The sequence below is a fragment of the Novosphingobium resinovorum genome, assembly GCF_036352595.1.
In the GTDB taxonomy this organism is placed as follows: domain Bacteria; phylum Pseudomonadota; class Alphaproteobacteria; order Sphingomonadales; family Sphingomonadaceae; genus Novosphingobium; species Novosphingobium resinovorum_B.
Genome location: NZ_JAZFAX010000018.1, coordinates 1 through 22,069, shown reverse-complemented (window position 1 = coordinate 22,069; position 22,069 = coordinate 1). Strand labels below are relative to the sequence as shown.

General features: G+C 67.5%; 19 protein-coding genes. 7 read left to right on the top strand and 12 right to left on the bottom strand.

The genetic code is table 11. The features are described from left to right. Positions 1-138: 138 nt before the first annotated feature. Positions 139-1,455: an NAD(P)/FAD-dependent oxidoreductase gene (locus V2S85_RS16615; protein WP_330703957.1), complete on the top strand. Its 1,317-nt coding sequence runs from the start codon at positions 139-141 to the stop codon at positions 1,453-1,455. 21 nt (positions 1,456-1,476) lie between these two features. Here the strand turns inward: V2S85_RS16615 and V2S85_RS16610 are convergent, their stop codons facing one another. Further along, positions 1,477-2,286 carry an SDR family NAD(P)-dependent oxidoreductase gene (locus V2S85_RS16610; RefSeq protein WP_330703956.1) on the bottom strand — a complete coding sequence of 270 codons (810 nt, stop codon included), beginning with the start codon at positions 2,284-2,286 and terminating at the stop codon, positions 1,477-1,479. Between the two features lie 89 nt (positions 2,287-2,375). Next, the gene (locus V2S85_RS16605) at positions 2,376-2,846 is read right to left on the bottom strand and encodes an Lrp/AsnC family transcriptional regulator (RefSeq protein WP_330703955.1); all 471 of its coding nucleotides are present in this window, start codon (positions 2,844-2,846) and stop codon (positions 2,376-2,378) included. 98 nt (positions 2,847-2,944) lie between these two features. Between V2S85_RS16605 and putA the strand changes: the two genes are divergently transcribed. Together putA and V2S85_RS16595 are read left to right on the top strand one after the other, a co-directional pair. Then, the gene (putA, locus tag V2S85_RS16600; RefSeq protein WP_330703954.1) at positions 2,945-6,595 is read left to right on the top strand and encodes a trifunctional transcriptional regulator/proline dehydrogenase/L-glutamate gamma-semialdehyde dehydrogenase; all 3,651 of its coding nucleotides are present in this window, start codon (positions 2,945-2,947) and stop codon (positions 6,593-6,595) included. 188 nt (positions 6,596-6,783) lie between these two features. Beyond that, positions 6,784-7,332, top strand: coding sequence for a riboflavin biosynthesis protein RibD (locus tag V2S85_RS16595; protein ID WP_330703953.1), 549 nt, complete (start codon positions 6,784-6,786; stop codon positions 7,330-7,332). Between the two features lie 16 nt (positions 7,333-7,348). Here the strand turns inward: V2S85_RS16595 and V2S85_RS16590 are convergent, their stop codons facing one another. Beyond that, the gene (locus V2S85_RS16590) at positions 7,349-8,563 is read right to left on the bottom strand and encodes an MFS transporter (RefSeq protein ID WP_330703952.1); all 1,215 of its coding nucleotides are present in this window, start codon (positions 8,561-8,563) and stop codon (positions 7,349-7,351) included. Positions 8,564-8,781: 218 nt separating this feature from the next. Here V2S85_RS16590 and V2S85_RS16585 point away from each other — a divergent pair, with 218 nt between their 5' ends. After that, positions 8,782-9,399 carry a hypothetical protein gene (locus V2S85_RS16585; protein ID WP_330703951.1) on the top strand — a complete coding sequence of 206 codons (618 nt, stop codon included), beginning with the start codon at positions 8,782-8,784 and terminating at the stop codon, positions 9,397-9,399. A gap of 42 nt (positions 9,400-9,441) precedes the next feature. Here the strand turns inward: V2S85_RS16585 and V2S85_RS16580 are convergent, their stop codons facing one another. The 5 genes from V2S85_RS16580 to cobA are packed head-to-tail and all read right to left on the bottom strand — an operon-like array spanning position 9,442 to position 13,434. Then, positions 9,442-10,260 (bottom strand): phosphoadenylyl-sulfate reductase, encoded by an 819-nt coding sequence (locus tag V2S85_RS16580; RefSeq protein WP_330703950.1) that lies wholly within the window; start codon positions 10,258-10,260, stop codon positions 9,442-9,444. Between the two features lie 28 nt (positions 10,261-10,288). Further along, complete coding sequence (locus V2S85_RS16575; RefSeq protein ID WP_330703949.1) at positions 10,289-10,723, bottom strand: DUF934 domain-containing protein; 435 nt, start codon at positions 10,721-10,723, stop codon at positions 10,289-10,291. After that, positions 10,716-12,350, bottom strand: a complete 1,635-nt coding sequence (locus V2S85_RS16570) for a nitrite/sulfite reductase (protein WP_330703948.1) — start codon at positions 12,348-12,350, stop codon at positions 10,716-10,718. The genes V2S85_RS16575 and V2S85_RS16570 overlap by 8 nt, the downstream gene beginning before the upstream one ends. Further along, positions 12,350-12,646 (bottom strand): DUF2849 domain-containing protein, encoded by a 297-nt coding sequence (locus V2S85_RS16565; protein ID WP_069707433.1) that lies wholly within the window; start codon positions 12,644-12,646, stop codon positions 12,350-12,352. The genes V2S85_RS16570 and V2S85_RS16565 overlap by 1 nt, the downstream gene beginning before the upstream one ends. Then, complete coding sequence (gene cobA, locus V2S85_RS16560; protein ID WP_330703947.1) at positions 12,643-13,434, bottom strand: uroporphyrinogen-III C-methyltransferase; 792 nt, start codon at positions 13,432-13,434, stop codon at positions 12,643-12,645. Before cobA ends, V2S85_RS16565 begins: the two co-directional genes overlap by 4 nt. 251 nt (positions 13,435-13,685) lie before the next feature. Here cobA and V2S85_RS16555 point away from each other — a divergent pair, with 251 nt between their 5' ends. Then, positions 13,686-14,363 carry a helix-turn-helix domain-containing protein gene (locus V2S85_RS16555; RefSeq protein WP_330703946.1) on the top strand — a complete coding sequence of 226 codons (678 nt, stop codon included), beginning with the start codon at positions 13,686-13,688 and terminating at the stop codon, positions 14,361-14,363. A gap of 301 nt (positions 14,364-14,664) precedes the next feature. Beyond that, the gene (locus tag V2S85_RS16550; RefSeq protein WP_330703945.1) at positions 14,665-15,582 is read left to right on the top strand and encodes a GGDEF domain-containing protein; all 918 of its coding nucleotides are present in this window, start codon (positions 14,665-14,667) and stop codon (positions 15,580-15,582) included. Between the two features lie 87 nt (positions 15,583-15,669). On the opposite strand, the gene V2S85_RS16545 is transcribed toward V2S85_RS16550, so the two are convergent. From V2S85_RS16545 to V2S85_RS16530, 4 genes are all read right to left on the bottom strand, one after another. Then, positions 15,670-16,050: a nuclear transport factor 2 family protein gene (locus tag V2S85_RS16545; RefSeq protein ID WP_330703944.1), complete on the bottom strand. Its 381-nt coding sequence runs from the start codon at positions 16,048-16,050 to the stop codon at positions 15,670-15,672. Further along, positions 16,037-17,254, bottom strand: a complete 1,218-nt coding sequence (locus tag V2S85_RS16540; protein ID WP_330703943.1) for an MFS transporter — start codon at positions 17,252-17,254, stop codon at positions 16,037-16,039. The genes V2S85_RS16545 and V2S85_RS16540 overlap by 14 nt, the downstream gene beginning before the upstream one ends. Beyond that, positions 17,251-19,299: a TonB-dependent receptor gene (locus V2S85_RS16535; RefSeq protein ID WP_330703942.1), complete on the bottom strand. Its 2,049-nt coding sequence runs from the start codon at positions 19,297-19,299 to the stop codon at positions 17,251-17,253. The genes V2S85_RS16540 and V2S85_RS16535 overlap by 4 nt, the downstream gene beginning before the upstream one ends. Positions 19,300-19,438: 139 nt before the next feature. Next, positions 19,439-20,287: an AraC family transcriptional regulator gene (locus tag V2S85_RS16530; RefSeq protein ID WP_330703941.1), complete on the bottom strand. Its 849-nt coding sequence runs from the start codon at positions 20,285-20,287 to the stop codon at positions 19,439-19,441. Positions 20,288-20,484: 197 nt separating this feature from the next. On the opposite strand from V2S85_RS16530, the gene V2S85_RS16525 reads away from it, so the two are divergent. Further along, a partial coding sequence (locus V2S85_RS16525) for a TonB-dependent receptor plug domain-containing protein (RefSeq protein WP_330703940.1) occupies positions 20,485-22,069 on the top strand: 1,585 nt, incomplete at its 3' end.

Here is a 22,069-nt window from a genome sequence, read left to right as displayed (position 1 = left end):
GGCGTGCAAAGCGATCGCGCACGACTCGGGCCCGGCCTGGATCAACGGAAATCAGGGCGGTGACAGGACCGCTCAACGTGTGTACCAGTTAGTACATAACCTGTCGCAGGGCAAGATGCCCCGGATCGAGGACCAGACGTGAAGACGCAGAAGACCCAGATTGTGATCGTCGGTGGCGGCGCCGCCGGCCTTGAACTCGCCACCCGGCTGGGCGCGCACTATGGCCGCAAGCAGCACGACATCATCCTGGTGGACGAGAATCGCACGCATATCTGGAAGCCGCTGCTGCATGAAGTGGCCGCCGGATCGCTCGACGCGAACCTCGACGAGGTGGGTTATCGCGGGCACTGCCACAAGTGGGGCTATCGCTATTTCAAGGGCTCCCTGGCGGGCATCGACCGGGCCGCGCAGCGTATCCGACTCGCGCCGATCTGCGACGATCGCGGGCGCGAGGTGGTCGGCGCGCAGGAACTGCGCTACGATTACCTCGTGCTGGCCTATGGTTCGGTGACCAACGACTTCGGCACGCCGGGGGTGGCGGACAACTGCATCTTCCTTGACCGGCGGGCCGATGCCGATCGCTTCCGCGACCGGTTGCTGGACCAGTGCCTGCGGGTTTCGCGCGCGATGTCGGCCGATGCCGCCAGCGATGCGCGGGTGCGGGTGGCGATCGTCGGCGGCGGCGCCACCGGGGTGGAACTGGCGGCGGAACTGTTCAACGCGGCGGACGCCCTCGGCCACTACGGGCTGGAAGTCTTCGACCGCAGCCGACTCGAGGTCACCCTGGTCGAGGCCGGGCCGCGCATCCTGCCCGCCTTGCCCGAAAGCCTTGCCGCGGCGGCGACGGAGGAACTGCGCAAGCTGGGCGTCAGCGTCCGCACCGCGACGCCGGTGGTGGAGAGCAGGCCGGACGGCATGATGACCGGGGATGGCGAACTGATCGCCGCCGACCTGCAGGTCTGGGCCGCCGGGGTGAAGGCGCGGCCGATCCCGCAGGGGCTCGACGGGCTGGAGATCGCGCGCTCGGGCCAGGTCGTGGTGACGCCGACCTTGCAGAGCGCCAGCGATCCCCGGATCTTCGCGCTGGGCGACTGCGCCCATTGCCTCCTGCCCGGCCGCGAGCGCCCGGTCCCGCCCCGCGCGCAGGCCGCGCACCAGATGGCGACGACCGCGTTCGACAACCTCAAGCGGATCATGGCCGGGCGCCCGCTACGCGCGTTCGACTACCGCGATCGCGGCTCGCTGGTCTCGCTCAGCCGGTTCTCGACCGTGGGCACGCTGATGGGTAACCTGGTCGGCGGGCGCATGGCGGTGGAAGGGCGGCTGGCGCGGATGATCTACCTGTCGCTCTATCGAATGCATCTGCTGGCGATCCACGGCTGGATCAAGGGCACGGCGCTGATCGCGGTGGGTCACGCCAACCGCGTCGTCAGGCCGCGCCTCAAGCTGCATTGAGCGCGAAGCCGGCGAGTCAACTCACCGCGCGCTGCCTTTGGTGTTGAGCAGGCCGATGATCCCGCCATCGACGCGGATATCGACCCCGCTGACATAGGAGGCAGCGGGCGAGCACAGGAATTCCGCGACCGAGGAGATCTCGTCGCCCTGGCCCATGCGCTGCTGGGGAACCATGCCGATCAGGCCGCGCAACTGTTCGTTCGCCTCCGCTTCGGCATTGCCCATGGGTGTCGCGATGAAGCCCGGCGCGATCGAGGCGATGCGCAGGCCTCTTTCGCCGAAGAGGGGGGCATCGCGCTCGACGATGCCGATCACCGCGCGCTTGGAGATCGCATAGGCCATGCCCGGATGGTCCATGTAGCCGGCGATGCCGCCGCGCTCGCCGGTGGTCACGAACGCGCGGATCGCCTCCAGCAGCGCCGGATCGCCCAGCATGTAGGCGGAGACCGAGGAGATCAGCACCGCGCATGCCCCTTCGGCGAAGTGCGGCAGCAGCCCCGCGACCAGCCTTTCGGTCGCATCGTAGTTGACCGAGAAGATGCGCGCGCCGTCGCTCATCGTCGGCGAGAGCCCGGCGGTGTGGACCAGCGCCGAGATCGGGGCGCCGTCCAGCGCGGCGACGATGCGGGCGGGAAAGTCCCCGGCGGCGATGTCGGCGGCGAGGATGTCCACTGTCCCGGCGGCGGGGCGCAGTTCTTCGGCCAGCGCTTCGAGCCGTCCGGCGTCGAGGTCGCACAGCAGGAGCGGACGGCCCTGCGCGGCGAAGCGCTGCGCGGCGGGGCGGCCCATGCCGCCTGCGGCTCCGGTGATGACGACGGTTCCGGCGGTCATGCTCTCTCCTGGACGTGCTCTGTTCATTCAGGTGCTAGCCCGGTGGGCGGCCGAACGACAGACCGGCGCACATGTCATCGCCAAGGCGGTCAGCTGCTGGCGTCCTTCACCGTTTCCATCGCCACGAAGGTGGAGGTGCTGGCGACATGCGGCAGGCTGGAGATCTTCTCCCCCAGCACCTCGCGGTAGCGGCGGATATCGGCGGTGCGCACCTTGAGCAGGTAGTCGAAGCTGCTGGCGATCATGTGGCATTCCTCCACCTCGGGAATGCGGCGCACGGCGCGGTTGAACTCGTTCAGCGCGCTCTCGCGGGTGTCGGACAGCTTGACCTCGGCGAAGGCGACATGGTCGAGCCCGAGGCTGGCGGGATCGACCACCGCACGAAAACCCCGGATCACCCCGCTTGTCGTCAGCCGCCGCAACCGCACCTGGCACGGCGTCTTCGACATTCCGACGGCCTTGGCGAGATCGGTGACGGTAATCCGCCCGTCGGACCGCAGAACCGCGATGATCTTGCGGTCCAGTTCATCCAGTTCGACCGGAATATCGATCTTTGCCATGCGATGTGCCCAAATCTGTTCATGAAATAAGTCGAACCGGATTATTCTGTGCCTCTCAAAAGTCGGATCGACAAGCGAGAATCGGTTAGCATCATCCCATGACCACGCCCGCCCTTTCGCCCTTCGCCCGGTTCGCCCCCGCCGTGAGCCCGATGACCCCGCTGCGCCGCGCCATCGCCGATGCCCGCCGCCGCGACGAGGCCGAGTGCCTTGCCCCGCTGCTCGATGCGGCGACGCTGGATGCGGATCTCAAGGCGCGGGTACGGCAGACCGCGAGTGCGCTCGTCACCACGCTGCGGGCCAATCACAAGGGCACTGGCGTTGAGGGGCTGGTGCAGGAATACGCATTGTCCAGCCAGGAAGGCGTGGCGCTGATGTGCCTTGCCGAAGCGCTGCTGCGCATCCCCGACAACGCCACCCGCGACGCCCTGATCCGCGACAAGATCGCGGACGGCGACTGGAACGCGCACCTCGGCGGTGGCAAGTCGCTGTTCGTCAATGCCGCGACCTGGGGGCTGGTGGTGACCGGCAAGCTGGTCGGCTCGGTGGACGACAAGGGCCTCGGCGCGGCGCTGACCCGCCTGGTGGCGCGCGCGGGCGAGCCGGTGATCCGGCGCGGCGTGGACCTTGCGATGCGCATGATGGGCGAGCAGTTCGTCACCGGCGAGACCATCGGCGAGGCAGTCAAGCGTGCGAAGGAGCTGGAGGCGAAGGGCTTCCGCTACAGCTACGACATGCTGGGCGAGGCGGCGACCACCGCCGCCGATGCGCGCCGCTACTACGCCGACTACGAGAACGCGATCCACGCCATCGGCAAGGCGTCGGCGGCCAAGGGCATCTATGAGGGCCCGGGCATCTCGATCAAGCTTTCCGCGCTGCATCCGCGCTATGCCCGCGCGCAGGCGGACCGTGTGATGGGCGAGCTGCTGCCCGCGGTGAAGGCCCTCGCGCTGATGGCGAAGGGCTACGACATCGGCTTCAACATCGATGCCGAGGAAGCCGACCGCCTCGAACTTTCGCTCGATCTGCTGGAGGGCCTGGCGCTCGATCCCGATCTGGCGGGCTGGGACGGGCTGGGCTTCGTGATCCAGGCTTATGGCAAGCGCTGCCCCTTCGTGATCGACTGGATCGTCGATCTGGCACGCCGCGCCGGGCGGCGGATCATGGTGCGGCTGGTCAAGGGCGCCTACTGGGACGCCGAGATCAAGCGCGCGCAAGTGGACGGCCTCGCCGATTTCCCGGTCTATACCCGCAAGGTCCACACCGACGTTTCCTACGTCGCCTGCGCCCGCAAGCTGCTGTCCGCGCCGGACGCGGTGTTCCCGCAGTTCGCGACGCACAACGCGCAGTCGCTGGCGACGATCTACGAGCTTGCCCCGAGGATCCTGGGCAAGGACTTCGCGGTCGGCCAGTACGAGTTCCAGTGCCTGCATGGCATGGGCGAGCCGCTCTATTCGCAGGTCGTCGGCAAGGACAAGCTCGACCGCCCGTGCCGCATCTATGCGCCGGTCGGCACGCACGAGACGCTGCTGGCCTACCTCGTGCGCCGCCTGCTGGAGAACGGCGCCAATTCCTCTTTCGTCAACCGGATCGCCGACCCCGCGATTTCGGTGGACACCATGGTAGCGGACCCCGTCGAGATGGTCCGCGCCATGGCTGATTCCGGGCAGCGTCCGGGCGCGCGGCACGATCTGATCGCGCTGCCGTCCGGGCTCTACCCCGACCGTCGCAACTCGGACGGGATCGACCTGACCGACGAGATCGCGCTGGCCGATCTGGCGCAGGCGCTGCAGGATTCCGCCTCGGTGGACTGGCGCGCGATGCCCGAACGGGTCGAGGGCCCCGGCCTGCCGGTGCGCAACCCCGCCGATCACCGCGACGTCGTCGGCACCGTGATCGAGGCCGCGCCCGAAGACGCCGCCGCCGCGGTCGCCCGCGCCGCCGCTTCGGACTGGGGCGCGGTGCCGGTGGCGCAGCGCGCGGCGATGCTGGAACGCGCCGCCGACCTGATGCAGGACGGCATCGGCGCGCTGATGGGCCTTGCCATGCGCGAGGCCGGGAAATCGGCCGCCAACGCCATCGCCGAAGTGCGCGAGGCGATCGACTTCCTGCGGTATTATGCGCAACAGGCGCGGGACACGTTCGGGCCCGGGCAGGTGCCGCTCGGCCCGGTGGTCTGCATCAGCCCCTGGAACTTCCCGCTGGCGATCTTCGCCGGGCAGGTGGCCGCTGCGCTGGTCGCGGGCAACCCGGTGCTCGCCAAGCCGGCCGAGGAAACCCCGCTGATCGCCGCCGAAGCGGTGCGCATCCTTCATGCGGCGGGCATTCCCGCCGACGCGTTGCAGTTCATGCCGGGGGCGGGAGAGCTGGGCGCCGCGCTGGTCGCCGCGCCGCAAGTGGCGGCGGTGATGTTCACCGGCTCCACCGAAGTCGCACGAATGATCCAGCGCCAGCTTTCGAGCCGCCTTTCGCCCGAGGGCCGGCCGATCCCGCTGATCGCCGAGACCGGCGGCCAGAACGCGATGATCGTCGACAGCTCGGCGCTGGCCGAACAGGTGGTGGCCGACGTCATCGCCTCCGCCTTCGACAGCGCCGGCCAGCGCTGTTCGGCGCTGCGCGTCCTGTGCCTGCAGGAAGACGTCGCCGACCGGACGCTGGCCATGCTCAAGGGCGCGCTGGCCGAACTGAAGGTCGGCAATCCCGAGCGCCTCGCCGTCGACATCGGCCCGGTCATCACCGCCGAGGCACAAGGCCATATCGAGCGCCACGTCGAGGCGATGCGGGCCAAAGGCTGCCGCGTCGAGCGCGTGGAGCCGGGCGTGGCAGAGGACGCGGCGCACGGTACCTTCGTGGCCCCCACGATCATCGAGATCGCCGGGATCGACCAGCTCGAACGCGAGGTGTTCGGACCGGTCCTGCATGTCGTGCGCTTCCGGCGGGCCGATCTCGGCAAGCTGGTCGAGAGCATCAACGCCACCGGCTATGGCCTCACTTTCGGCCTGCACACCCGGCTCGACGAGACGGTGGCGCAAGTGACCGGCGCGGTGAGGGCGGGCAACCTCTATGTCAACCGCAACACCATCGGCGCCATCGTCGGCGTGCAGCCCTTCGGCGGGCGCGGGCTCTCCGGCACCGGGCCCAAGGCGGGCGGGCCGCTCTACCTTGGCCGCCTCGTACGCCGTGCGCCCGAAGTGCTGGACGCGAGCGGCAAGGCGCCGGCGGCGCTGACCGTCTTCGCGCAATGGCTGGACGCGCAGGGAGAAGCGGCGGCCGCCGCCGAAGCGCGCGCGCTGGGCCAGTGCTCGGCGCTGGGCACCGAGATGCTGATGCCCGGCCCGGTGGGTGAGCGCAACGTCTATGCCCTGCATCCGCGCGGCCACGTCCTGCTGCGTCCGGCGACGCGCGCCGGGCTGCTGGGGCAGATCGCCGCCGTGCTGGCGACCGGCAACCGTGCGAGCGTGGAGGGCATGGACCTGCCCGCCGGCCTGCCCGATGCGATCGTCGCCAGCCTGCGCGCCGATCCCGCCGAGCCCTTCGCCGCCTGTCTTGTCGAGCCGGGCGAGCACGGCGCGGATGCGGTATTGGCAGCCTGCGACTCGGTGGCGGGGCTGCCCGGTCCGATCGTCCCGGTGCATGTCTGGGACGGCGCCGTTCCGGGGGCGAATTGCGCCTGGCTGCTGGAGGAAGTCTCGGTTTCGGTGAACACGACGGCGGCCGGCGGCAACGCGAGCCTGATGATGATCGGCTAGGCGCCGCGTGGCAGCGGCCCAAGGCTCTGGAATTTCACCTAAAGTCGCGCCGCTTTCGGACGGCGCGGCTCCTGCTGTCGCATCCGGGCAACAATCCGCCCGAATCCGTGAAACCCGACCCAAAGTGCAAGCTTTGGTTCGTTGCGGCCACACCGCATTCGATTAGAATGGAGGCGGGAGTAGGAAAAATGGGCAGATTGATCGTCGATGCGGCCGCCAGCCTCGATGGCTTCTGGGCCGATGCGCGCGGACGCAGCGTGCTTTCCGCCGCCGAGCTTCGTGGTTCGGGCGGTTCGGCCGGCCTCTCGGGCCGCGTGGAACATGCCTGCGGGGCCGTGGTGATGAGCCGGCGGGCGCTGGAATTGTCCGACGACGCCGGCTGGATCGCGCAGGCCTATCCGGCCGAGGCGCCGGTCTTCGTGGTTGCCGATGCGCCGCTTGGCGTGCCGCCGCGCGGCCAGTTCCACTTCCTGACGACATATGGGGAAGCCTTCGCCGCCGCCCGGCTCGCGGCCGGTGACAAGGCCGTGCTGGTGGTGGGCGAGGCGGGCGCGGTCAAGGCCGCGCTGCGCTCCGGCGAGGCGCCCGAGATATGGCTGCGCGTCGTCTCGCGCACGCTGGGGCAGGGCACCCCGCTGTTCGAGGAAGGCAGCGCCGTGGCGGACTACTTCGTGTCCGAACTCGATACCACGGCCGATGCCGTCCACATGCACCTGGAGCGCCGGCTGGACGCCTGACCCCCAGCCCGAGCGTTCAGGCGGGGCACGCCTGCAGCGTATCGCGCTTGTGGAGCGATACCGTTATCAGGAACACCGCAAGGCCGCCCAGCGCCAGCGTGGCGCCGATCCAGCCGGTCGAGGTCAGCCCCCAGCCTGCCGCGATCGCCATGCCGCCCAGCCACGGGCCGATCGCATTGGCGGTGTTGAAGGCGCTGTGATGCGCGGCGGCCGCCAGGGCCTGCGCATCGCCCGCCACGTCCATCAGCCGCGTCTGCAGGATGGTGCCGAGGCCGCCGCTGAAGCCGATCAGCAGCACCACCAGGGACAGCGTCCAGACATTGCCCGCCATCAGCGAGAACAGCGCCAGCGAGGCGGCGCTGAACAGCAGCGCGGCGATCGCGGCGCGGGTCTGCGCGCGGTCGGCGACCCAGGCCCAGAACAGGTTGCCCACGGTCATGCCGACACCGAACACCGCCAGCACCGCGGGCACCCATTTCTCGGAGACGTGTGTGACCTCGATCATCGTCGAGGCGACGTAAGTATAGACGCAAAAGAGCCCGCCGAAGCCGATCGCGCCGGTCAGCAGCGTCAGCAGCACCTGCGGGCGGCGCAGTGCGCCCAGTTCGCGCAAGGGGCTGGCGCTCTCGTCGGCAGGCTGATGCGGCGCGTAGAGCGCGACCAGCACCATCGTGATGATCGCCAGGCCGGAGACGACCGCGAAGCCGCTGCGCCAGCCGAGCGCCTGGCCCAGCCAGTTGGCGACCGGCACGCCGATGATCGTCGCCACGGTCAGCCCCGACATGACCATCGCCACCGACTGCGCGCGCTTGTTGGCGGGCACCATCGAGGCGGCGACGAGCGCGGCGATGCCGAAATAGGCGCCGTGCGGCAGTCCGCTCACGAACCGGCACAGCAGTAGCAGGGGGTAGCTCGCGGCCATCGCCGAGATGCCGTTGCCGATGGCGAACAGCGCCATCAGCCCGATCAGCAGGCGGCGGCGCTCGATCTTGGCGGCGAGCACCGCGATCACCGGCGCGCCGACCACCACGCCCAGCGCATAGGCGCTGATCGCATGGCCCGCCTCGGGCTCGGTCAGGCCCAGGTCGCGGGCGAAGAACGGGACGAGGCTCATCGCCGCGAACTCGGTGGTGCCGATGGCGAAGGCGCCCATGGCGAGCGCGAGCGTGACGAGCGCAGGATGCGTGACGCGGGTCTGCACCACGGAAGTCGGAATGGGGGCTTGGGTCATGTTGCATTGCAAAATAGAAATGTCGGCGGAAATTAGCCACCCGTCCGATGGTGCAAATGCTGCAATGCAGTGGTGAAATTTTTGCACCCAACGCGCCCATCCGAGAATCGCTGGAAGCGCGAATGACTGTCTTCGTCATTTTTCCTTCGCGGAAATATACGCAAGATCAGCAATATGATCTGCGCCGACGGCCAACGGGATCATGGGAGAAGACGTCTATGTCGTTCGCGAACGAGCACTGGTTCAATCGTCCTGAAACGCGCGTCCGGGCGACCGGATACAAGTCCAGCATCAATCCGGAACGGCGCTATACCGATGTCGTGGTCTCCGACCAGGGCTACGAGATGGCGATGATTACCAATGGCGGCATCGTCGATCCGCAACTGCGTCAGCTGGGGCTCGGCACGGTGCTGGTGCGCTTCGGCTCGTCGGTGTTCGTCGATCAGGTGGCGGCGGGCGAGTGGTGGCTGGAGTTCGAGCAATACCGGATCGTCGAGAAATACGCCGATGCCAACGCGATCTCGGTGCCGATGGCGATGCGCCAGCTGTGCTGCGTGCCGCTCGACTGGGGGGCGATGACCACGGTGGTCCAGGGCCGGGTGATCCGTCCGCTGCTGGCCTACGAAGGGCCGGGGGCGCCGGCGACGGGGGGCAAGGGTACGGATTACCTCGATGGGCAGGCTGCGGCGCAGCTCGGGTTGAAGCAGCTCTATATTCCGGGGCTGTCGGACCCGGACCTCAGGCGCGATTCGCTGTGGGTGACCGACCACGGCTTCCTCCCGCACGAGATGTCGCGGCTGGGCTACGTGCCCAGGAAGATGCCGCATCCGGCGTGAGCCCGGGCGTAGTCCCGGAACAGGTCCGGGACCGCGCGCGGATCAGAACACCGGATCGAAGCCCGGGGGCAGTTCGCTCGCGGGGCCGCCCTTGTCCTCGCTGCCGGGGACGTGGATGCCGCATTCGGTCTTGTCCCAGCCCTTCCAGCGGCCAGAGCGCGGGTCTTCGCCCGGCGCGACCTTGCTGGTGCAGGGCATGCAGCCGATCGAGGGATAGCCTTCAGCCACCAGCGGGTGCGCGGGCAGTTCGTGCTCCGCGATGTAGGCGGCCAGACGCTCGGCCGACCAGTCGATCAGCGGGTTGATCTTCAGGCGGCCCTGCGCGTCCGTCGTGTCGATCTCGAAGCGCGGCAGGTGCGAGCGGGTCGCGTTCTGGAACGACTTGCGGCCGGTGAAAGACGCATCGTAGTGCGCCAGCGCCTTGGCCAGCGGCTTGACCTTGCGGATCTCGCAGCAGCCGTCGGGATCCCACGACCAGCGCAACCCGTTCTCGTCCTTCTTGGCGATCTCGGCTTCGTCGGGCGTCAGGTTGATCAGGTTGGTCAGGCCGAGGCGCGCGATCAGGGTGTCGCGATAGGCCAGCGTCTCGGGGAAGTGCTTGCCCGTTTCCAGGAACAGTACCGGCACGCTAGGGTCCACGCTCGCGACGAGGTGGAGCAGTACCGCGCTTTCCGCGCCGAAGCTGGAAACGATTCCCACATCGCCCGCCATTCGCTCCTTCAGCAGCGTCTCGAGCATCTCGCTCGTGTCGGTGCCGCGAAACAGGCGGTTGAGACGCACCGCGTCCGCCTCGGTGAACCGGGCGGAAGTGTCGATGCGGTCCCTGATACGGTCTTCGTTTTCAGCTTCGGTACGGAACATAGGGATATCCCTTCTGGCCCTTCGGGGCTTACGCCGGGTGGCGCTTGGCCCAGATGGCCTGCCTGCCGTCGATCGCGGTGGCCTGGTATACGTTGTCCCACCGCTCGAAGGTGTTCTTCGCATCGGTGGTATTGAGCGCCTTGTCGGGCGCGAAGGCATCGAAGCCGCAGCGGCGCATGTGGTGCAGCATGTCGATCACAAGATCGCCCACGCCGCGCAGTTCGCCGGCATAACCGGCTTCACGCAGGATGCGGGCGGCGGAGTAGCCGCGCCCGTCGGTCCACGCCGGGAAGTTGACTTCCACCAGCGCGATCCGGTCGAGGTAGGGCAGCAGCGCGCGGGCGTCCTCGCCCGGCTCGATGCGCACGGCGGTGGCGTTCGACTGTTCGGAGAACGCATCCACGGTGACGGCGGGGTCATTGACGGCCTCGTCGTCACGGAAGCGGAACTGGACGTCAACCATAGATGGCCTCCTTGAACGGGTCCATGCCGATGCGGCGATAGGTGTCGAGGAAGCGCTCCTCGCCCTGCTTGTTGGCGAGGTAGACTTCGGTGGCCTTTTCGATCGCGTCGACCACGCCGTCCTCGGTGAAGCCGGGGCCGATGATCTTGGCGAGCGAGGTGTCCGCGCCCTCGCTGCCGCCGAACAGGAGCTGGTAGTTTTCCAGACCCTTCTTGTCGACGCCGAGGATGCCGATGTGGCCCGCGTGGTGGTGGCCGCAGGCGTTGATGCAGCCCGAGATCTTGAGCTTCAGCTCCCCGATCTCGGCCTGCTTCTGCGCCGAACCGAAGCGCTCGGAGATCTTCTGCGCGACCGGGATCGAGCGGGCGTTGGCAAGGCTGCAGTAGTCGAGGCCGGGGCAGGCGATAATGTCGCCCACGGTGTCGAGGTTGGCAGTGGCGAGGCCCGCTTCGTCGAGCGCCTGCCAGACGGTGTAGAGGTCGGCCTTCCTGACGTGCGGCAGGACGATGTTCTGGGCATGCGTGACGCGCAGCTCGTCGAACGAGTATTCGGTGCCCAGCTTCGCCATCAGGCGGATCTGGTCGGCCGAGGCATCGCCGGGGATGCCGCCGACAGGCTTGAGGCTGATCGTCGCGATGACGTAGCCCGGAACCTTGTGCGCGGTGGTGTTACGCTCCACCCAGAGGCGGAAGTCGGGATCGGTGAGGTCCAGATCGTCGGACAGGCCCGTTTCGAAGGCGGGATCGACGAAGTGTGCCTTGATCCGCTCCAGTTCGGCGAGCGGCGGCTCGATCGGCTGGGTGAGCAGGTGCGCGAACTCCTCCTCGACCTGGCGGACATATTCGTCGCGGCCCAGTTCATGGACGAGGATCTTGATGCGCGCCTTGTACTTGTTGTCGCGGCGGCCGTAGCGATTGTAGACGCGCAGGCACGCTTCGGAGAAGGTGATCAGCTGGTCCAGCGGCACGAACTCGCGGATCAGCGGCGCGATCATCGGGGTGCGGCCCATGCCGCCACCGGCGTAGAACTGCGCGCCGATCTCTCCGGCGTCGTTACGCACCATCTTGATGCCGATGTCGTGCAGGCGCATCGCCGCGCGGTCGGTCTCGGAGGCGATCACGCAGATCTTGAACTTGCGCGGCAGTACCAGGAATTCCGGGTGGAAGCTGGACCACTGGCGCAGCAGTTCCGCATAAGGACGCGGATCGATGATCTCGTCGGCGGCGGCACCGGCGAACTGGTCCGAGCTGATGTTGCGGATGCAGTTGCCGCTGGTCTGGATCGCGTGCATCTCCACCTTCGCCAGTTCGGCGAGGATGTCGGGCGTCTCTTCCAGCTTGATCCAGTTGTACTGGATGTTCTGGCGGGTGGTGAAATGGCCGTAGCCGCGGTCGTACTTGTCCGCGATGTCACCCAGAAGGTGCATCTGAGCGCCGCTCAGCGTACCGTATGGCACCGCCACGCGCAGCATGTAGGCGTGGAGCTGGAGGTACAGACCGTTCTGCAGGCGCAGCGGCTTGAACTGGTCCTCGGTCAGTTCCCCAGAGACGCGGCGGCGCACCTGGTCGCGGAATTCCTCGACCCGCACATCGACCATCTGCTGGTCGTATTCGTCGTACTTGTACATCAGATCACCCAGTTCAGAGCGGCGGGGTCGGACGGCTTCAGCGTCAGGTCGAGGCGTACGGTCGGCCCGAAGGCGCGAATGCGCTCCTTGATGTGCGCGGGGCGCACGCCTTCATCGGTCTTCTCGCCATCGACGACATAGGCTGCGAAAACGTTCTGCACGCCCTCTTCCCGTGCGATGATCGCAGCCCCGTTGTCGCCGACATCGGCGCTGTCGTTCACGTCGAGCGACCAGCCATGGCCGGTCCACCAGACCACGGCCCCGCTCTTCAGGTCGTTGCCCGTCAGGATTTTCACTGCATTGCCTCCAGCGCCAGGGCGCGAATGGTGTTGTCCGCCGAGTCATGGTTGGCGGCGACCGAGCCGATAACGATAAGCGCGGGGCTTTGCACCTTCTGACTTTCGACAAGATGCGCAAGACCGGCCAGCGGCGCGCGCAGAACCCGCATGTCGGCGCGGGTGGCCTTCTCGATAATTGCCACGGGCACGTCGGGGGCGAGGCCGTCGGCGATGAGCTTTTCGGAAATCTGCGCGGCGGTGGCGATGCCCATGAAGATCACCAGCGTGCGGCCCTTGCCGGCAAGGCCGGACCAGTCCTGCTCGGACAGGCCCTTGCACTGGCCCGCCACGAAGCTGACGATCGAGGCATGGTCGCGGTGAGTGAGCGGGATCTGCGCAGCGGCCGAAGCGCCCAGCGCCGAGGAGATGCCGGGCACGACCTCGACCGGGACGCCCGCCGCGTGGCAGGCTTCGGCCTCTTCGCCGCCGCGCCCGAACACGAAGGGATCGCCGCCCTTGAGGCGCACGACATCGTTGCCGGCCAGCGCCTCGCGCACCAGCAGGGCGTTGATGTCCTCCTGCTTCATGGTGTGACGCGAGCGGGCCTTGGCGACCGAGACCAGCTTCGCGGTAGGCCGGGCCATCGCCAGGACCGCGGGATCGACGAGACCGTCGTGGACCACCAGCGATGCGCTCATCAGCAGGCGCGCGGCGCGCAGGGTCAGCAGGTCGGGATCGCCGGGGCCGGCGCCGACGAGATGGACCGTTCCCGTGCGACGGGGATGGGATGCGCGATTCTGTGCCATGGTTCGGCGCAGATGGGCTCTGGCGGCCGGCGATGCCAGCCAGAATGGCTTTGCGGGGGGTAAGGCGATCTTTACGCGGCTCGGTTCGAGCGTTCCGGTGACACGCTGGTAGGCGGCCAGGTGGCCAGACGGGCGTGCCGGCAGGCGGGTTCGCAGAAAGTTACGTGCCCGCCCGGAGCTTCATTAGTCCGGCTCCTAACCGAATCTTAACCTAACCAGTGGACGTTTGCTTCACCAACGGAGGTGGTGCGATGCCCATTGCGGCCCATTTTGAAGCGACCGATGCCGCAGGGCGCCCCCGCGCGGAGCGTCGCCGATTGCTGCTGGAGACGCATGGGGCACTGGAATCGGGCGTCGAAACCCAGGTCACGCTCCACAATTTCTCCGCGACCGGCGTCCTGCTCGAAAGCCGGGTGGAGCTGGAAATCGGCGAGACGCTCGACCTCGACCTGCCCGAGGCGCCGCAGTCGCGGGCGCGGGTCGTGTGGGCGAGCGACAAGCTCTACGGCTGCGCCTTCGAGACACCGATTCCCAGCGCGACGCTGCGCGCCGCACAGTTGCGCAGCGCGGTGCAGACCGAACTGGGGATTTCCGCCGCGCCTTCGCCGGCCGGACCGGGGGCGATCGGCGGCGAGAGCCTGGGCGAGCGGCTGCACCGGCTGCGCAAGCTGCGCGGGCTCACGCAGGGCGAACTCGCCAGCCGGCTCGGGGTCAGCAAGCCGACGGTCTGGGCCTGGGAGCAGGGCCGCGCGCGCCCCATCGAGGAACGCATCGACGCCATCGCCGAGGCGCTCGGCGTGGAAGTCGCCGAACTGCGGCCGAGCCGCACGGTGCCCGGGCTTACCGAGCTGATCGGGCGATGCCGCGAACAGATCGCGGCGGCCGTGGAGACCACGCCCGACAAAGTGCGGATCATGATCGAGCTGTAACGCGGGGCGCCATCAAGTCATCGTTAATATAGGAATGACTGCAACCGAAGTGTGCGGCCATGCGTTTCCTGTTCTATGATGACAATTTAAGTGGTAAACGAATATAAATCAATTGCTCCAAGTTTGTTGAGTTAGTTAACCGAAATAACAAGAATTTGTAGTTAACAAAATATCTATGGTTAACGATATTAATTTTACGGTCGGAGTGTTTTACTCAAAGGATTGCAGGCCAGATTCGCGGTGTCCTTCCGGGGCGCCGAAGGGTGGGTCGAAGCAGTACCGGGACGCAGTCGGCATGGGCATGAACTTCACATTCCAGGAAAGCTCGGTCCTCTACGGGATGCTGGCCGAGAGCACGACGGACGTGATCCTGAAGACCGATCCCAAGGGTTTCATAGTCCATGCGACGCCGGGCATCGCCGATCTCGGGCACCGGGATGCCGCCGGCAAGGAGTCCGGGCTTGCTGGGGGGATCTGCGGGCCGCACTTGCTCGACCTCGTGGCTCCGGAGGCCAAGCAGCAGATCTCCCGTGCCCACGCCCGCGCCATGGCCGGCGAGGATATCGACTGGATCGAGTTCCCCGCGCTCACCCGCGACGAGCGCAAGCGCTGGTTCGAGATCCGCCTGCGCGCGCTGATGCGGCATGACGGCGCGCCTTACGGGGTGCTGGGCGTGATGCGCAACGTCGACGAACTGCGCTCGCTGAACGAGCGGCTGTTCACCGCCACCTATACCGATCCGCTGACCGGGCTGACCAACCGCACCGCGTTCATCTCGATGCTGGAGCACATGCTGCAGGCGACGATGGACGGTTGCCTGGCGCTGTTCAGCATCGACTTCTTCCGCACCATCAACATGCAGTACGGCCAGGGCACCGGGGACGAGGTGCTGACGGTCTTCGCCGACCTGCTGCGCGAGATGCTGCGGACCGAGGACATCATCTCGCGCATCGGCTCGGAGCGCTTCGCGGTGATCCTGCCGCGCGTCACCCCGGCCGAGGCGGAGGGCATCTGCCGCCGGGTGGTGACGACGCTCGCCGAACTGAAGCAGACGGTGGGCGACGGCAGCTTCGCGATGACCGCCAGCGCCAGCGTGGCGCGGATCGACACCAGCCTCGATTCGACGATCGAGCGCGCCGAGATGGCGCTGTTCGTGGCCAAGGCCAAGGGGCGCAACCGGCTGGAGATGGAGAAGCCCGTCCGCCTCGCCGTCGGCTGACCGCAGCGGCGCGCGATGGCGACTTGCGGACGGGTTGAGGGGGTGTTGTGGTGCTGTTAGGTGCCGTTGAGTGCACGCGGTGCAGCCTCAATGGACCTCGGCAAGATGGCCCAGTGGCCTGGGATCGTAGAAGAACCGCTCGGCCGCGATATGTTCGCCGCGCCACCGCTGCAGGGCCACTTCCTCCACCCGGTAGCTGCTGCCGTCGGGCAGGGACCACTGCGCATGCCATTCGATCGCGACCTGCTCGCCGTCGATAAGTACCTGAGCGGCGCGGATTTCCTCGATCGCGGCCCCCAGCTCGATGTTGCGGCGCTGCCGCTCCAGGCTGGTGTGCAGGCCGACGCGCGGCGGGTCGCAATTTTCCTGCATCACGCAGTCCTCGTGATAGAAATTCTCCAGGCCCTCGATCAGCCTGCCGGCCTCCACCAGGGCGATCAGCCCCTCCACCCGCTCACGCCTCGGCATGGCTCGCCTCCACCCTGCGCTGCCGGTGCAAGGCGAACGTGGCCCAGCACATGGCGCCGCCCATCAGCATCGCCGATATCTGGTAAGTTACTGAAAATTCAACGATCCCGGCGAAGATACCGCCCAGCATGGTCGCACCGATGTTGCTGAGGCTCTCGGTACACATCAACGTCGTCACGTCCGTCCCGGCCTGCCTGCGCGAAGCCCATCCCATGAACACGGTGAGGAACCCCGCGTAAGTGATACCGCCCAGCAGTCCGTCGAGCACCGACAGCACGAAGGCCGCCGAAGGCGCTATCGTCCCGGCCTGCAGCAAGGCCCAGGCGAGCAGCGTCGCGGCCCAGCCCAGCCCGGCGACGGGCGCGGCGCGCCGCACTTCCACGCGGGCGAACAGCGGCCCGGCCAGCACGAGCGCTCCCGCCGCCATCGCCCCGGTGGAAGCGATGCGCAGCGATCCGATGGTCGCGATGTCCATCCCGGCATCGACCAGCACGACGCTCATCATGTCCCCCACGAATGCCCGGCCGAAGTAGAACGTCGCTGCCAGCGACAGCATGACCGCGGCGCCGGGGCGCTTGAGGAAGGCGACGAGGCCGATGCCCCGCTGCCGTTCGCGCTCATCGCGCTGTGCTTCGCCCTGGCGCGGAAGCAAGGGTATGGCGGCGAGGGCCACGGCTGCGGGCAGCAACCAGGCCGCGAGCCAACCCGCGCTGCCGTAAGTCACGAGCACCAGCCCCCCGCCCAGCAGCATGCCGAGAGAAAAGCCGCCGACCTGCAGCCCGTTGACCCAGCCCAGCAGATCGCGGGGCAGGGCGCGTACGACATAGGCGTCGGTCACTGTGTTCTGAGTGGCCGAAACCAGGCTGGCGAGGCAGACCAGGCACAGGGCGAGGAAACCGGCGGCGGCTCCATGCCCCGCCGCCGCCACGGCCGCGTAGAGGCCTGCGGTGACGAATTGCATCGCCGCCAGCCAGACGCGACCGCGCCCGGAAGTTCGTCGGTCGATCCATGGGGACCACAGGAAGCGCAGCGCCCATGGCAGGATCGCCAGCCCGACGAAACCGATCGTCGCGGGTGTGTGGCCGCCCTGCCTCATGAGCGCCGGGAGGGCCTCGAAGGCCAGTCCCATCGGCAGGCCCTGGGTCAGGTACAGCAGGCCGAGGCCCGCCAGCAGCCGCGGTCGCCCCGCTATTGGCCCGCTCACTGAAACGCGACCTTTACCGTCGCACCCACCAGGCGCCGCTGGCCGACGATGGCGACATCGTAGCCGAAGCTATCGGTGAATCCATAAGCGCGGTACTTCTTGTCGAAGAGATTGCGCGCGAACAGCGAGGCCGACACCCGGCCCAGTTCGACGCCCACGCGGGCATTGACGAGATCGTAGGCCGACTGGTGCAGGCTGTTCCCTGCGTCGAAATAGTGCGAGCCGACCCGCTCGTAGTCCCAGCGCGTCACCAGCACCGCCTCGCCGCCGATCGGCGTGCGGTACTGGAGGCTGGCCCCGGCCGTCATCGAGGGCGTGTTGACCATGCGGTTGCCGGAAAGGTCGACGCCGCTGGCGTCGATGTAGCGGTCGTACTCGGCTTTGATGAAGCCCAGCCGCCCGGACAGTTCCAGCCCGGGGATGGGGAATGCGACCGCCTCGAATTCCACGCCCTGGCTACGCGACTTGCCCGCATTGGTGGTCCGGCTTTCGCCGGTGGAGACGATCTGGGTGATCTGCTGGTCGGTCCAGTCGATGCGGAACAGGGTGGCGTTCAGGGCCAGTTTGCGGTCTAGCCAGGTGCTGCGCAGGCCTGCTTCGTACTGCCACAGATACTCCGGGTCGAACGCTCCCGGACTGCTGGCGAGGCGCGAGAAGCCGCCACTGCGCGCCCCGCGCGTCGCCGAGGCGTAGATCATCCGCTCCGCGTCGATGTGCCAGCTGGCCTGGAAGCGCGGGGTGAGCATCGTCGCGTCGGTGCTGCCCTTGAACGGGGTGTTGGCATCGAGCTTGTCGGTGTCGTGCGCCACGCGCAGCCCGGCGGTCAGGTCGAGGCCTTGCGGCAACGCCAGGGTGATCTCGCCGAAACCGGCGATCTCCTCGCGATCGTAGCGCGAGACGTAGTTGCTCGCCGCGCCGAACGCCGGCATGTCGAACAGGTAGTCGTAGACGACCCGGTCGTACTGGTAATAGGCGCCGATCGTCCACTTCAGCAGCCGCCCGGCGTCCTGCGACGAGGACAGGCGCAGTTCCTGGCTCACCTGCCAGCCGTCCTCGTCGCTGTCGGTGTGCCCGCCGCCGTAAGTCACCACGTCCGGGCTATAGGCGAGATCCTGCCGGGCGCGGACCGAGTACTTGCGCCATGCCGTGACGGAAGTGAGCCGCGCGCCGCCCATGTCGTAGTCGATCGTTCCGCTGAGGCCGCCCGAATGGCGCAGTTCGTCGTTCGGCGCATCGATCGCGAGGTCGCGCGTGCGGTAGTCGTCGTAAGGCAGGAAGGCATAGGCACCGACGTGATCGCGCTGGTAGTCCCCGGCAATCGTCACGCGCAGCGACGGGTCGCGCTCGAAGCGCAGCGATCCGCCGGTGCTGAAGCTCTTGCGGCCGTCGATATTCTTGCCGGCGGCATCGTCGATGAACCCGTCGACTTGCGAGTAATCGGCATAGGCGCGGGCGTAGAGCGCATCCTTGACGATCGGGCCGCTCAGGCTGGCGCCCAGTCCCAACTGGTCCTGGTTGCCGACGGTACCTTCGATCGCGCCTTCGAAATCGTTGGTCGGCTGCTTCGTGCGCACGTTGATGGTGCCGCCGAGGCTGAAGCGCCCCTGTGTGGTTCCGGAAGGGCCGCGCTGGACATCGATGCTCTCGACATCCACGAGGCGGCGGCTGAACTCCGCGCTCGGCAACGGCACGCCATCGACGTAGAGCCCGATGGTGCTGTTGAAATAGTCGTTGCGGATGGTGTTGCCGATGCCGCGCATGGTGTTGATCGAGAAACGCGGCGAGCCCTGGTCTGCCAGCAGGGTATTGGGCAGCAGGGCCGCGACGTCCTGGACGGTCTGGATGCGGGCCTGCTCGATGGTGTCGGCCTGGATGCGCGTGCGTGATGCCGGTTGCTGCGGCAGTACGTCCTCGACCTTGCCGGTCACGATGATCGGGCCCGAGCCCGGCGCTTCCGCGTCTTCGGCCCAGGCGGCGGTGGACGGAAGGGCAAGGGCCAGCGTGACGGCCACTGCGGCGCGGGCTGCCGTGCTGTGGAGGGTCATCGGCGAAATCGGGGGCAAGTGACGGGACGACATGTCTTGGGGCTCCAGGTTCGGTGCCAAACGCTATCCTCCGGGGGCCGGCACGGCTCAATGCGGCAGGTTTGTGCGATCGGCCCGAAGGCTTGCGCGATCGGCGCGGTCAGAGGTGGCGCTTGCGCAGGGCGCTCGGCCGCACGCCAAACCGGCGCAGGAAGATCGTAGAGAACGAACTGAGCTGATAGCCACTGGCATAGGCAGCCTGCGATACGTTCATACGTCCGGCGGTCAGGCCGTCATAGGCGATCTGAAGCCGGTGTTCCTGCAGAAAGGCGGTGACGCTGTTTCCGAACAGGCGGCGGAATCCCGCGGTGAGGCGGGTCACGCTCATGCCGCAGCGGGTCGCCAGTGCGCCCAGTGTTGGCGGATCGGCGAACTCTTCCAGCAGGATGTCGCGCGCGGCGTGCAGGCGCTCGACGTCCGAGCCGGTAAGTCCGCCGGAGCGCGCCGGAGCATGTTCCTGAAGTGCGTCGAGCGCGAAGGCGAGGAACTCGAAGGCCTTGCCATGCAGATAGATCTGCCGAACGGCCCCGGCATAGGGACATAGTTGAAGCTCACGGGAAAGGGCCAGTGCGCCAGGTGTTGCGCGCCAGAGCCGGCAGTCGAGTCTCGCACGGTCTTCCAGCATCATGCGAAAGTCGTCGAGGGCCTTGCCCGTCCCTAGGCTCGCGGTGATCGTGTCGAGCGGGACATGCAGGTGGGTGCAGGACAAGTCGCCATTCGAATGGACCATGTGTTCCACCGGCAGCGGCTCCTCGGTGCGAAGGAGAAACCCGAGCGGCCCCCGGAAGCGTCTGAAGCGGGCCGCGGGCAGCCGGAAGTCGAGGTCTCCCTGCGACAGGAGACCCAGGCTGAGCCCGGGCGTCGCTTCCGAACGCCACTCCACGCCGGCGACGGCCGGTACGACCACCTGAGAAAGTGCGACACCGGCGGAGTGAATGTTGACCTGCATCGCCTGCCTCCAGAATGCGAACCTCGGGAGGCATTAGTGATAATAAGTCGCAATTGCAATTTCGATCGATACGGCATCCCGTCCGCTGGGCGTTTAGCTGGTATGGCGCGGGAAACAGTACCGCCCGCCGCCGCGAGCGGGCAAACATCGTCTGCATAGCCTGAATAACAGACAAGAAGACGATGGGAGACGATATGATGGCGTCCTTGGTTGGCGTTTCGCGTGAGCGGCTGGCGTGGCGGTTGATGTCGGGGGTGGCCGCAATGGCGTTCGCGCCGACGATGGCCTTGGCGCAGTCCGTCCCGGTCGAGGAGGCCGCACCGGCGCAGCAGGCCGATGAAGCGCCGATCAAGGACATCATCGTCACCGGCTCGCGCCTGTCCAATTCCAACTTCTCGGCGCCGACGCCGGTGCAGACGCTGACCGCCGACGATATCGCCCAGCGCGCGCCGGTGCAGATCGCCGACGTCGTCAACCAGCTACCCGCCTTCCGCGTGACCCGATCGGCGACCGGCAGCGGCAGCGTGGCGGACCAGCAGGGCGGCGTGCAGTCGCTGCTCGACTTGCGCGGTCTCGATCCGCTGCGCACGCTGGTGCTCATCAATGGCAAGCGCACGGTCGGCACCAACATCAACGCCACCTTCGATTCCAACATGATCCCGGTGGGACTGGTCGAGCGGGTGGACGTCGTCACCGGCGGCGCCTCGGCTGCCTATGGCTCGGACGCGGTGGCCGGTGTCGCCAACTTCGTGCTGCGCAACAAGATGACCGAGCTGACCGGCTCGATCCAGACCGGCATCACCGAAGAGGGCGACGGCGCCACGTATGCGGGCAGCCTGGCGGGCGGCTTCGCGTTCGGCGACGGGCGCGGGCATATCGTGTTCGGCGTGGATGCCGCGAAGTCGAGCGGTGTGGGCAACATTTACTCGCGTGGCTACACGTCGAACGAACCGGGCCTGCTCGCGCTCTCGGCCGCGCAGCGTGGGGGCACCAACCCGGCGCAGGTCTTCGCCTCCGGGGTCGAATACGCCAACGTCACGCCCTATGGCCTCATTACCACCCGCGCCAGCGACGGGCAGCTCTACAACTTCGATGCCAGTGGGAGCGCGAGCAGCTTCGCGCAAGGGACCGTCTATGGCTCCGGCATCGCGGCGGTGATGACCGGAAGCACCGCTAACCGGGGCTACACGCCCTACAGCGCCTTCCCGCTCTCGGTCGCGAACGACCGGCAGGTCGCTTACCTGCGCGGCGAATACGAGGTGTCTGACGGCCTCACTCTCTATGCCGAGGGCAATTACGGCCGCACCCACCAGCCCTATTCCAAGGCGGCCTACTTCACGACCAGCCTGATCGTGCCGGTCTCCAGCCTGCCGACCGAACTGCAGCCGCTCTATTCGGGGACCAACGTGACGGTCGGGCGCATCCTCGACGAGACGGGCGGCAGCCAGGGTTCGCAGACCAACGAAGTGCGCCGCTTCGTGCTGGGCGCCAAGGGCAAGGTCACCGACTGGCTCGACTACGAGGTCGCCTGGACGCACGGCCGCTTCCACCAGAGCCTCAACACCACCGGCCTCGTGACCTCGGCGCTCTACAAGGCGGTCTACGGTTGCAACGGGACCACCGGCAACCCGAACCTGAACGCCACCACGGTCGCGCAGGCGGCGCTGTACGAGAGCCTGAGCGGCAAGAGCTGCGTCGCCATCAACCCGCTGGGGGAGATCACCGATCCGGCGGCGCTGAACTACATCTTCAACAAGCAGCACCAGGATACCTGGCTGGAGC

What these genes read in the sequence shown, in the direction of transcription:
- V2S85_RS16530 (WP_330703941.1), bottom strand. Translation starts at nt 20,287, where the DNA reads ATGCAGGTCAACATTCACTCCGCCGGTGTCGCACTTTCTCAGGTGGTC.
- V2S85_RS16555 (WP_330703946.1), top strand. Translation starts at nt 13,686, where the DNA reads ATGCCCATTGCGGCCCATTTTGAAGCGACCGATGCCGCAGGGCGCCCC.
- putA (WP_330703954.1), top strand. Translation starts at nt 2,945, where the DNA reads ATGACCACGCCCGCCCTTTCGCCCTTCGCCCGGTTCGCCCCCGCCGTG.
- V2S85_RS16535 (WP_330703942.1), bottom strand. Translation starts at nt 19,299, where the DNA reads ATGACCCTCCACAGCACGGCAGCCCGCGCCGCAGTGGCCGTCACGCTG.
- V2S85_RS16585 (WP_330703951.1), top strand. Translation starts at nt 8,782, where the DNA reads ATGTCGTTCGCGAACGAGCACTGGTTCAATCGTCCTGAAACGCGCGTC.
- V2S85_RS16605 (WP_330703955.1), bottom strand. Translation starts at nt 2,846, where the DNA reads ATGGCAAAGATCGATATTCCGGTCGAACTGGATGAACTGGACCGCAAG.
- V2S85_RS16595 (WP_330703953.1), top strand. Translation starts at nt 6,784, where the DNA reads ATGGGCAGATTGATCGTCGATGCGGCCGCCAGCCTCGATGGCTTCTGG.
- V2S85_RS16550 (WP_330703945.1), top strand. Translation starts at nt 14,665, where the DNA reads ATGAACTTCACATTCCAGGAAAGCTCGGTCCTCTACGGGATGCTGGCC.
- V2S85_RS16610 (WP_330703956.1), bottom strand. Translation starts at nt 2,286, where the DNA reads ATGACCGCCGGAACCGTCGTCATCACCGGAGCCGCAGGCGGCATGGGC.
- V2S85_RS16580 (WP_330703950.1), bottom strand. Translation starts at nt 10,260, where the DNA reads ATGTTCCGTACCGAAGCTGAAAACGAAGACCGTATCAGGGACCGCATC.
- V2S85_RS16575 (WP_330703949.1), bottom strand. Translation starts at nt 10,723, where the DNA reads ATGGTTGACGTCCAGTTCCGCTTCCGTGACGACGAGGCCGTCAATGAC.
- cobA (WP_330703947.1), bottom strand. Translation starts at nt 13,434, where the DNA reads ATGGCACAGAATCGCGCATCCCATCCCCGTCGCACGGGAACGGTCCAT.
- V2S85_RS16590 (WP_330703952.1), bottom strand. Translation starts at nt 8,563, where the DNA reads ATGACCCAAGCCCCCATTCCGACTTCCGTGGTGCAGACCCGCGTCACG.
- V2S85_RS16545 (WP_330703944.1), bottom strand. Translation starts at nt 16,050, where the DNA reads ATGCCGAGGCGTGAGCGGGTGGAGGGGCTGATCGCCCTGGTGGAGGCC.
- V2S85_RS16570 (WP_330703948.1), bottom strand. Translation starts at nt 12,350, where the DNA reads ATGTACAAGTACGACGAATACGACCAGCAGATGGTCGATGTGCGGGTC.